This window comes from Bacillus ndiopicus (assembly GCF_000612805.1).
In the GTDB taxonomy this organism is placed as follows: Bacteria; Bacillota; Bacilli; order Bacillales_A; family Planococcaceae; genus Metasolibacillus; species Metasolibacillus ndiopicus.
The window spans coordinates 628787-640177 of the sequence record NZ_HG964404.1; the positions used below are offsets into that span (position 1 = coordinate 628787).

Annotated in this window: 12 protein-coding genes and 1 other annotated feature; of the genes, 1 reads left to right on the plus strand and 11 read right to left on the minus strand. The window is 38.5% G+C overall.

The features are described 5' to 3' along the window. Positions 1 to 144: 144 nt before the first annotated feature. The 4 genes from TY13_RS07990 to TY13_RS08005 form a co-directional block, all read right to left on the minus strand. Positions 145 to 570, minus strand: coding sequence for a universal stress protein (locus TY13_RS07990; protein WP_042473941.1), 426 nt, complete (start codon positions 568 to 570; stop codon positions 145 to 147). 222 nt (positions 571 to 792) lie between these two features. Then, entirely contained in the window at positions 793 to 1365 is a 573-nt protein-coding gene (locus TY13_RS07995) for an anthranilate synthase component II (RefSeq protein WP_042473944.1), read from the minus strand. Then, positions 1362 to 2726 carry an anthranilate synthase component I gene (gene trpE, locus TY13_RS08000; RefSeq protein ID WP_042473947.1) on the minus strand — a complete coding sequence of 455 codons (1365 nt, stop codon included), beginning with the start codon at positions 2724 to 2726 and terminating at the stop codon, positions 1362 to 1364. The genes TY13_RS07995 and trpE overlap by 4 nt, the downstream gene beginning before the upstream one ends. A 54-nt stretch (positions 2727 to 2780) precedes the next feature. Then, positions 2781 to 2984, minus strand: a binding site (T-box leader). A 41-nt stretch (positions 2985 to 3025) separates the two neighbouring features. Beyond that, positions 3026 to 3571 (minus strand): biotin transporter BioY, encoded by a 546-nt coding sequence (locus tag TY13_RS08005; protein ID WP_407637709.1) that lies wholly within the window; start codon positions 3569 to 3571, stop codon positions 3026 to 3028. Positions 3572 to 3683: 112 nt separating this feature from the next. Between TY13_RS08005 and TY13_RS08010 the strand changes: the two genes are divergently transcribed. Further along, positions 3684 to 5237, plus strand: coding sequence for an amidohydrolase (locus TY13_RS08010; RefSeq protein ID WP_042473951.1), 1554 nt, complete (start codon positions 3684 to 3686; stop codon positions 5235 to 5237). A gap of 65 nt (positions 5238 to 5302) precedes the next feature. Here TY13_RS08010 and phoU read toward each other — a convergent pair whose 3' ends face one another. From phoU to TY13_RS08045, 7 genes are all read right to left on the minus strand, one after another. Further along, positions 5303 to 5962, minus strand: coding sequence for a phosphate signaling complex protein PhoU (gene phoU, locus TY13_RS08015; RefSeq protein ID WP_042474300.1), 660 nt, complete (start codon positions 5960 to 5962; stop codon positions 5303 to 5305). Positions 5963 to 5980: 18 nt separating this feature from the next. Then, complete coding sequence (gene pstB, locus TY13_RS08020) at positions 5981 to 6808, minus strand: phosphate ABC transporter ATP-binding protein PstB (protein WP_042473954.1); 828 nt, start codon at positions 6806 to 6808, stop codon at positions 5981 to 5983. A 12-nt stretch (positions 6809 to 6820) separates the two neighbouring features. Next, on the minus strand, positions 6821 to 7699 hold the full coding sequence (pstA, locus tag TY13_RS08025) for a phosphate ABC transporter permease PstA (RefSeq protein ID WP_042473956.1): 879 nt from the start codon (positions 7697 to 7699) through the stop codon (positions 6821 to 6823). Between the two features lies 1 nt (position 7700). Next, complete coding sequence (pstC, locus tag TY13_RS08030; protein WP_042473959.1) at positions 7701 to 8642, minus strand: phosphate ABC transporter permease subunit PstC; 942 nt, start codon at positions 8640 to 8642, stop codon at positions 7701 to 7703. A 93-nt stretch (positions 8643 to 8735) separates the two neighbouring features. Then, positions 8736 to 9710 (minus strand): PstS family phosphate ABC transporter substrate-binding protein, encoded by a 975-nt coding sequence (locus TY13_RS08035; RefSeq protein ID WP_042473962.1) that lies wholly within the window; start codon positions 9708 to 9710, stop codon positions 8736 to 8738. Positions 9711 to 9943: 233 nt separating this feature from the next. Then, entirely contained in the window at positions 9944 to 10906 is a 963-nt protein-coding gene (locus TY13_RS08040; protein WP_042473965.1) for an alpha/beta hydrolase, read from the minus strand. A gap of 13 nt (positions 10907 to 10919) precedes the next feature. Next, positions 10920 to 11333, minus strand: a complete 414-nt coding sequence (locus TY13_RS08045) for a hypothetical protein (RefSeq protein WP_042473967.1) — start codon at positions 11331 to 11333, stop codon at positions 10920 to 10922. Between the last annotated feature and the right edge of the window lie 58 nt (positions 11334 to 11391).

Consider the following 11391-nt stretch of genomic DNA (forward strand, 5'->3'; position numbering starts at 1 on the left):
CAATTTTAAAAGCGCAAGAAATGCATTTTAAAAATGCTGATTTCTTACGCTTTTTCTATTTAATCTTACTTTCTTTTAAACCTATGGACAAATTGGAGGACAAATTCTAATTAATTATGCCCTTTTCCACACGTAATTGTTATATTAACCCCTTACAACAAGCACATCACATTTTGCGCTTCGTACGATACGTTCTGCATTTGAGCCGATAATCATTTTTTCAAATCGGTTTAAGCCTGTTGCGCTAATAATAACTAAGTCGATATCCTTTAGGTTTGTTAGAATCACCTTTGGAGATCCAAGCTCAACTACAGCATGAACAGTTGTTACTCCTGCTGCTATCGCTTCATCTTTTAACTGCTCCATTTGTTTTTCTCGTTCCTCTTTTACTTGCTCTGCATACGTTATATCGTACGCTTGTACTGAGCCAAAAGAGTACGTGTCGACTACACTTACAATATGTAAAATAGCCTCATTTTGTTTTGCTACCTTTATTGCGCGTTGTAGCGCTTGTAAAGATTGCTCAGAAAAATCAACGCCGACAGCGATTTGTTTATAGTAATTAGTCATGTTCAATTCCTCCTGTTTTCTTCTATTATAGCAAAGCATGGAACTGAATGAAAACGCATGAAATCAAAGTTTCATGCGTCTATTCATCTATCTTACGGGCAAATTCAAGCTGTTTGCGAGCGGATTTCAGTTACTTGCGAGCGAAAAGTGCGTTTTAACGAGCGAATTTCTCCTTCTTGTGAGCGAATCGTGACTTTTCACCTATAAAATCCAGCAACAGCTTCATTCCACTACATTCAAAAATGCCTCAATCATTGAGTTTCCAGCCTTTGTTCCGATAGATTCTGGGTGAAATTGCAAACCATAGAGCGGATAATGCTTATGTTGAATCGCCATAATTTCGCCATCATCTGCTGCGCTCGCTGTCACAATGAAATCATCGGGTAGTGTGTCATGTTCAATTACTAATGAGTGATAGCGCATCACTTCTTCATCGTTGGCCACATTTTGTAATAATCCTTGTTGCTGATGTGTTAGAGGGCTCATTTTGCCGTGAATAATGTTTGTTGCTCGCACGATATTCGCTCCAAATGCCTCGCCAATTGCTTGATGCCCTAAGCAAATTCCTAGTATCGGTACTTCTTGATAAAAGCTTTGAATAATTTCTATAATATTACCAGCCTCGCTCGGTACACCTGGCCCAGGCGAAATAATAATGGCTTTTGGCTGCAGTGCGCGAATTTCTTCGATTGATATTTTATCATTTCGCACAACTTGTACTTCCTGCCCAAATGCCGCAATTTGATGGTATAAATTATAAGTAAACGAATCGTAATTATCGATTAATAAAATCATTTTCGCACCTCCAATAACGCACGCGCTTTATTTAACGTTTCTTCATACTCCATGCGTGGAATGGAATCATATACAATGCCAGCCCCCGCTTGAACATAAGCCTTGCCATCTTTCACAATCATTGTGCGGATAGCTAACGTTAAATCCATGTTGCCAGAAGCGGAAATATAGCCCACTGCTCCTGCATAGATGCCACGCTTTTTTTGCTCAAGTGCATGAATAATTTGCATCGCGCGTATTTTTGGTGCGCCAGATACTGTACCTGCTGGTAGGCTTGATGCAAGTACATCTACAACATGTGCTCCTTGCTTTAGCTGCCCTGTTACTTCTGAGACGATATGCATAACATATTTATATTTTTCAATATGCATATAGCGATTAACTTTTACTGAGCCTACTTCACATACGCGTCCAATATCATTACGTCCTAAATCGACAAGCATGCGATGCTCAGCTAGCTCTTTCTCGTCATTCAGTAGCATTTGTGCTAGTCGCTCATCTTCCTCCACTGTAGCCCCGCGTGGTTTCGTGCCAGCTATTGGATTTGTTGTAACAACACCTGCCTGCACCTTGACTAAGCTTTCTGGCGAAGTGCCAAGCACAATGGCATCCCCAAAATTCATATAAAACATATATGGCGAAGGGTTTGTTGCACGTAGCTTGCGATATAATGCAAACGCGTCTCCCTCGAAATTGGCTTCAAATGTTTGTGACAGCACCACTTGAAAAATATCTCCACGCTGAATATGTTGCTGCGCGGTTTCCACCATATTTGTAAATTGCTCCTCGCTAATTGTCGCTGAAAAATGAATATCCACATCTGTATTGATTGTTTGTGTTACCTGTTGCTCGATTTGCTGCTCAAGCTGTGCAATTGCTTGCTGCATTTGCTCCTCAGTGCGCCCACCGAATAAATCGACAGCAACTAATGCCACTTTTTGCTCAATATGATCGATAACGATAAATGTGTCATAAAAATAAAGATGAACGTCAGGCATATGATAGACATCGTTCACGATTTGCCCAATATTTTCAAAATGAAAGGCTGTTTCATAGCTAAAATAACCGATTGCTCCACCAAAAAATGCAAATGGGTATGGCCCTTCATTTATTGGTAGCACCTCTTTTATACGCTCAGTCACAGCTATGCTTTTCGTTTCGCCATTAAAAGTTGAGAACTTGTCATCACCCATCAGCTCTCCTATTGGGTCAACAGCAATAAATGAATAACGCCCGCTTTCAGCATATTTGGCATTTGATTCAAACAGCATTTTATGTTGCCCTTGTAGGCATGAATAAATGCTGATTGGGGTATAAGTATCCCCCTGCAACGTTTTCATTACATAACTCATCTCTGTCATACTCTGCTCTCCTATCTCTGCTCTTCTTTTGTACACAAAAAGGCCCTCCGCACTGTAAAGGACGGAGAGCCGTGGTACCACCTTCATTGGCTAATTGCTTAGCCCACTCGAACTGCTTGTAACGTCAGCAACTACGGCAAGGCATTTCCTCCTCGCAGCTAGAAAATCCATTCACCTATGCTGAATGCTAGCTTGCACCAACCGCTAGCTCTCTTGTCAAACAAACATAGACTACTATTTTTTCATTATCGCTTTATGCTGTAATTGTAACGTGATTTTTCTTATAATTCAAACATTTTTTAATTTGTTAGTGCTATTAATTTCGCCTGCATTAAACGGTTGCGCACAAAAATACCTAGCCATGTAGCCAGTGCTGCTTTTATTAAACCCGGAATAATAAATGGTATCATTCCGCCTGCAAGTGCCGCTTCCCATGATAAATCTCCTGCAATTTTCAGCCAAATTGTTCCGAAAATAAGTGTTACAAACATGCCAATCACATTTGCAACTGCTGCTTGCACATACGTATATGAAGTTTTTTCTAAATATAAGCCCATTAAATACGCGGCTGGTAAAAATCCTACTAAATAGCCTCCTGTTGGGCCAATTAATTTTGCAACTCCCCCTGTAAATCCTGCAAAAACTGGCAAACCGGCTGCTCCTAATAATAAGTAAACTGTAACAGCTAATGTGCCAAGCCTTGGACCTAAAATTGTTGCAATAAGCCCTACCGCTAATGTTTGTCCTGTAAATGGTACGGGTGGTACAGGAAGCATTACTTGTGCAAGTACCGCAATAATTGCCGCACCGAATGCTGCTAATACATAATTTTTAACATTCATCATCTTTCCCCCAAGCTTTAGTAAACCTAATACAAATATAAGTTAACATAAAACATTATGCATATTCAATCATTTTTGTTATTATTTTTTTAGAATATGAGAGTGGGGGATGGCTATGAATTTATGGTATGGCGGAACGATTTATACGATGCAGCAGGAAGGACATGTTGTAGAAGCGATTTTAGAGCGTGATGGAATGATTATAGCTACTGGTGCATTTGCCGATTTACATGGGCAAGCACAGCACTTTATCGACCTTAAAGGAAATGTTTTATATCCAGGCTTTGTCGATAGTCATTTACATATTATCGGCTATGGGGAAAAGCTAAAAAATTTAGATGCAAGTAATATAGTATCTAAAGATGAATTGATGGCCGCACTGCAACAGCGAGCTACTGCATTGAAAGAGGATGATTGGCTTGTTGCGATTGGCTATAACGAAGGGGCAAGTGAACTACTAACCTTTCCTACTATTGAAGAATTAGATGCGTTAAACTGCCATGTTGTCATTAAACGTAGCTGCCACCATTTAATCATGGTCAATCATCTTGCGCTTGCCTATGCAAAAATTGATGAAACAACTGTAAGCCCAGCAGGTGGAGTGATTGAACACAAGGATAGGCAGCTAACAGGTATTTTAAAAGATAGCGCTTTATATTTAGTCATTAACCATATGCCAACAACTACGCAGGGCTATGTCGATGATGCACTACAAAAATCCGTTGCCTCGTTGCATTCTTTTGGCATTGTCGGTGGACATTCAGAGGATTTAAGTTATTATGGACACCCTTCTGTACCATTGCAAAGCTATGAGTATATTATTAAAAATAAAAATTTCAAGGCACATTTATTGCAGCATCATCAAGCGTGGGATGAGGTTCAGCAAATCGATTTTGCCCCATCTACTTGGCTGGAGCTTGGTGCGATGAAAATTTTTATCGATGGCGCATTTGGTGGTCGTACAGCAGCACTTTCTGCTCCATATGCGGATGACCCTAGCAATAGCGGCTTATTTATTCATTCTCATGAAGAGTTGGAACAGCTAGTTCGCAAAGCGCGTGCTGCGAAGGCAACAATTGCTGTTCATGTTATCGGTGATGCAGCAATCGCTACTATCGCCCGGTTACTTGAGCAGTATCCGCCATTAAAGGGGCAAAAGGACCGCATTATCCATTGCAGTTTAATTACTGCTGAGTTGCTTGAAAAACTAGCAAAACTACCGATTATTGTGGATGTACAGCCGCAATTTATTCAGTCAGATATGGGTATTTTAGAGGCGCGATTAGGCAAAGAACGCTTAGATTATGCACATCCAATTAAATCCTTGTTAACGCGTGGTATCGTATGTGCGGGAGGCTCTGATGCACCAATTGAGCATCCAAATCCACTGTATGGCATTTATGCTGCTATTACACGCAAAAGAATGGATGGAATGCAGGTTTTAAACGCGGCTGAGTGCATCTCACGCTATGAGGCTGTTGGTCTTTACACGACAGCACCAGCTAAAGTCATTGATAAAGCACATATTCGCGGACAAATCGCAGCAGGCTTTGAGGCCGACTTTACAATACTAGATGGTGATATATTCACACTAGATGTTGAGCAAATCCCCCATTTACAAGTGGTAGAAACCGTCGTACATGGAAAAACTGTTTACCAACAAAAATAGTGCAATTGGTTGGGCGAATGGGGACTTTAGATGCACAAAAAAGCGGGGAAACTGTCCCCGCTTTTTTAATTATTCAATTCATAATGCTGGCCTTTAACTAAATAGAATAAATGCTCTGCAATATTTGTTGCATGGTCTGCTGAGCGCTCTAAATAGCGGCTGATAAAGGATAAATACATAATTTGTGAAATGTTTTCAGGCTGCTTGCTTGATAATTGCATAAAGTTCGTGATTGCTTGACCGTACAAGCCATCAATTTGATCATCTAACTCAGCTATTTCCTTTGCCTGTGAGGCATTTTCATGAATGAATGCATCAACAATTTGGCGTAACATTGAAACTGTTTTCGCAGACATTTCTTGTAGTATTTCAATGTTTGTAATGAAGTCGTCTTTGCCAATGCGAATTGTATCTTTTGCGATATTCACTGCATAGTCACCTACGCGCTCCATATCGCTTGCCGCTTTAACAATTGTCATTAGGCGACGTAAATCTGTTGCAACAGGCTGCTGCTTAGCAATTAATAAAATAACACGGTCATTAATCATTTCCTCTAAACGATTAATATGAATGTCGTTATCGATCACTGACAATGCAGTATCAATATCTTTATTAACAAATGCTTTAAATGAAACTTCTAAAGCTACAATACTTCTATTACATAAATCTAATAGATCCTCTTGTACTGTTTTCATATCATGCTCAAAACGTTCACGTACTGCCATCATAATGTAAGCTCCCCCTTATCCGAAACGACCAGAAATATAATCTTCTGTGCGTCCATCTGCTGGTGTTGAGAAAATTTTATCCGTTTGATCAAATTCAATCACTTCACCATTTAGGAAAAATGCTGTTTTATCAGAAATACGTGCTGCTTGCTGCATATTATGTGTCACGATGATGATAGAATATTGTGCTTTTAACTCTTGTACAAGCTCCTCTACTTTTAACGTAGAAATTGGGTCAAGTGCTGATGTTGGCTCATCCATTAAAATTACATCAGGCTCAACAGCTAAACAACGAGCGATACAAATACGTTGCTGCTGACCACCAGATAAACCATAGGCATTTTGGTGAAGGCGATCCTTTACATCATCCCAAATCGCGGCGCCACGCAATGATTTTTCCACAATCTCGTCTAGTATTTTTTTATTTTTAATACCATGAACACGTGGTCCGTAGGCGATATTATCATAGATTGATTTCGGGAATGGGTTTGGCTTTTGGAACACCATACCAACTTGCGTACGTAATTCCTCTACTTCATAACCCGAGCCAAAAATATTGCGACCACGATAATTGATTTCACCAGAAGTTTTCACGATTGGCACAAGCTCAATCATACGATTCAATGTTTTCACATATGTCGATTTACCACAGCCAGAAGGTCCGATAATCGCCGTTACTTCATTCTCTTTTATATCAAGGTTAATATTTTTTAACGCATGGTGCTGACCATACCATAAATCGAAATTTTTTGTTTCAAATACTGTATTTTTACTATTTGCTTGCGCAGCTTGTACAGTTTCGTTGCTTTGTATCTTTTGCGCTTGCTCTTGAACTTGTATCATTATTTCCCTCCGTTAATAACGTTTTTGGAATTTATTACGAATATAAATGGCGATGGAATTCATAAATACTAGCAATGCCATTAACACGATAATTCCTGCTGCTGCAACATACTGGAATGCTTCTTGTGGACGTTTTGCCCAATCAAAAATTTGCATTGGCAACGCTGTAAATGTACTTAATAAATTCTCAGGCAAGAATTGTAGAATAACTGGAATACCAATAACTACTAATGGAGCAGTTTCACCAATTGCACGTGACAAGGCTAAAATACTCCCTGTTAAAATCCCCGGAATTGCTGCTGGTAAAACAACTTTCACAATCGTTTGCCATTTAGTAGCCCCCATACCGTATGAAGCTTCGCGTTGCTCCTGTGGTACAGCACGAATTGCTTCCTGTGCAGAAACAATTATAATCGGTAAAATTAATAAACTCATTGTAAAGCCTGCTGCTAAAATACTTTTCCCTAAATCTAATAAACGAACGAAAATTGTTAGCCCTAGCAAACCAAAAACGATTGAAGGTACACCTGCTAAGTTAGAAATATTAATACGAATAAAATCATTAAAGCGATTTTTTTTCGCATATTCCTCTAAATAAATGGCTGTACTTACACCTAAAATAATCGAAACTGGCGCTACAACAGCCATCAACCATAATGAACCGATTAAGGCAGCCTTAATCCCTGCTTTTTCAGGCATACGTGAGGCGAAATTCGTTAGGAAACCGAGGTTTAAATGACTTAAGCCTTGCGAAAAAATACGTACTAATAAAATTAATAATGTAACTAAGGCGAAAGCTGTTGCTAGAATAAAAATGGCTTTCCATATTTTATTCATTTTCAGACGTATATTCATACGTTTCATAACAGCAGTATCATTTAAATATTTCATTTTAATACTCCTCTCTGAAACGTTTTGAAATATATTGTGCTAGTAAGTTCATAATAAGTGTGAAAATAAATAATGTGAAACCGACTGCATAAATAGAATAATAAATTGTTGAGCCATATCCAGCATCACCTGTTGATACTTGTACGATATAGGCTGTCATCGTTTGAATAGAATCCGTTACAGCAAAATCAAATTTCGGTGTTGATCCACCCGCTAGAGAAACAATCATCGTTTCGCCGATTGCACGTGATATCGCCAAAACAACCGATGCAATAATACCTGATAACGCAGCAGGTAATACAACTTTAATTGCGACTTCAAATTTTGTCGCACCAAGTCCAAGTGCTCCTTCACGGATAGAATTTGGCACAGAGCTCATCGCATCCTCTGACAGCGATGCAATCATCGGCAAGACCATAATACCTACAACAATCCCTGGGCTAAGCGCATTGAATATTTTCAGCGACGGTATCAATTGCTGTAAAATCGGTGTAACAAATGTTAATGCAAAGAATCCATATACAATTGTTGGAACACCGGCAAGTACTTCTAAAATTGGCTTGACAATACGGCGCGTTCTATCAGATGCGTATTCACTTAAATAAATTGCCGCACCAAGTCCAAATGGTACTGCTACTAATACAGCGATGCCAGTAACTTTTAACGTTCCAAAAATGAGCGGTAATACACCATATAAAGGCTCTTTACCTGAGAATGGTAACCATTCTGTACCGAATAAATAATCTGTTATTGATACTCTCTGAAAAAACTCAAACGTTTCAAAAATAAGTGTGAAAACAATTCCAAAAGTTGTTAGTACTGATAATGTTGCTGCTACCAAAAGTAACTTTGGCATTGCTTTTTCTACTATTTTCTTACCCTTTCTTTCACGGGATTTCGCAATCATCTGTTGTACTGATTGCTCACTTGCTTTTCCGGTCATTTGTCGATAAACTCCTTTCCGTTTAAGGAAAGAATGTGTGCTTTACGCACACATTCTAAATGATTGCACCTAAATTTTGCAGTTAGTGCATTCTTATTTTAATGCTTCTAATGCAGCTAAACCTTTTGTATATTCTTCTGCTGGTAAACGTACATAGCCTGTTGCTTCAGCCATATCACCAGCATTTTCTAATGTGTAGCGTAGGAAATCGTAAGCTGCTTCGTTATTTTTCATTGCTTCGTTTTTCACGTAAACATATAGTGGACGTGATAATGGTGCATATTCACCAGATTCAATTGTTTCGCTATTTGGCTCTACGCCATTAATCGCTGCCGCTTGTAATTTACCTTCATTTGCTAAGTAGTATGCATAACCGAAGAATGCAATTGCATTTTTATCAGCTACTACACCTTGTACTAATACGTTGTCATCTTCAGATAATGTAGCAGATTTTACTAAATCTTCACCATCTAAAATAACTTCATCAAAGTAATCATAAGTACCTGAATCTGTACCTGGTGCGTAGAATACTACTTCTTCATCTGGCCAAGATGGGTCAATATCAGACCATTTTTTTGTTGTGCCATCTTCAACCCATAATTTTTTTAATTGATCTACTGTTAAGTCTTTTGCCCAAGTGTTTTCTGGGTGAATAACAACAGATAAACCGTCATATGCTAAAGCAAGCTCTGTATATTCAATACCTGCTGCTGCTAATTTCTCTACTTCTGTATCTTTAATTGGACGTGAAGCGTTTGAAAAGTCTGTCTCACCATTAATGAATTTTTCAAAACCTCCACCAGTACCAGAAACCCCTACAGATACTTGAACTTTTCCTTGTACTGCAGCGTACTCCTCTACAAGTGCCTCAGTAATTGGTGCAACTGTTGATGAACCGTCACCTACAACAGCTCCAGTTAATTGTGCTTCACCAGTTTCTGCCTTGTCCGTCTGGTTTGTGTTTGGTGTAGATTCTTTTGCGTTTTCTCCTTCTCCACCACCACAAGCTGCTAATAATAATGCTGCACTTAATACTGCTGCCTTGCTTACGTACTTCCATTTACTCATTTGTTTAGTCCTCCAATAACTTTCTTAGTCAGTAGTTGTTGTTGTTACAATCATTACTATAAAGGCTATTTGTTGAGTCAATTTAAATAGAATGTTAAGCATGTGTAAAGTAGTGTAGATGTTTTGTAAATGAAAAAGGCTTCACTATCCTAGACAATTTGGATAGTGGAGCCTTTTAGTTAGCTAACAGCGTTTCATATTAAATTTACAAAATTGTTTGAAAAAAACTAGGGTTATTGAACATATTTCCCAATAAATCCCCAAACTGTTTGCCAGTATATATCTGGTGCTACCTTTACAGCATCACCATGAGCAGCATTTTCAATAACTAACATTTCTTTTTCCACAGGTGCAGCATCATATACTTCTTGCAGCATTTCGAATGGTACAAATGTATCTGCATCCCCGTGAATAAATAGCGTTGGCGTTGTGCTTTTCTTAACCTGTTCTACTGCTGAAGCTTCATAAATACTGTAGCCAGCTCGTATTTTTGCCACCGTATTCGCTGCATATAATACAGGAAATTCCGGCAAGCCAAATAAATCATCTAGCTGATAAATAAAAACACCACTAACAGAGCTGTAGCCGCAATCCTCAACGATTACTTTAACATTGCTAGGTAAACTTTCACCTGATGTCATCATCGCTGTTGCGCCTCCCATTGAAACACCGAACACAACAATTTCAGCCTCAGGGTCCTTTGCGATTATTTCATCAATCCATTGCAGAACGTCCAATCGATCATGCCAGCCCATTCCAATATATTTCCCTTCACTTTCACCATGTCCGCGTAAATCTGGCGCTAACACATTATAATCTTGCTCGTAAAAATTGCGAATCCATCTTGTCATATTGGCTGATTGGCTCGTATAGCCATGTAATATGATGGCCCATTTATGATTATCAGACTGCGTATATGCATTTGCTTGCAATTTTAAACGCAGCTTATCATTTGATTCAATCATCCATTTGTCAGATTGAACACTAGCTTTAAAAGCATCATCTAGTCGAATTGACTCAGCCTCAGCATCTGCATCAATAAAAGGACTATCTTCTAAGTTCGGATTATCATCCATAAATTCCTTTTCGTCCTGTGCACTTAATGCATAATTATAAAAATAGTTCCCTACTGCAAAATAGGCGATAATCAGTAGTAAGATGACAATGACACTACTATATAGAAGTTTTCTCTTCAATATGAAATTCCCCCTATAATACTTTTTTTACACCTTTAATATGTATTAGTAATATATCACGCGTTTCTACCTTTGATGTTTGCTTTTTTGTTTTAGGCTGCGTAATATCCAGCTTAATTTTGGAAGCGTCTTTTGGGCTACTATAGCCATTAAATGAAGCATTATAAATAATTTCGCCAGTTGTTAATGTAACCGTCGCCTTTTTTGCCTCGATTAATTCTTTTAAAAATGGATATGTTGTTAAATTACGTTTGCGTGTAGCGATAGCTAAGCGTGGCTCTAAAAATAAAAATAGCCCCTCAAGTATGACAACGTATAATACTGTTGTCCCAATTAATAGAATAGGTGATACATTTAATCGATTCATCATAAATGCATTGCTAATAGCCCCTAAAAATACAATGATATGATATAAAGTTTTTCTCATAGTAAATTCCTTTCCTGCTTATTTATAAAGAAGCTGTCCAGAAAATAGTGCACTACTT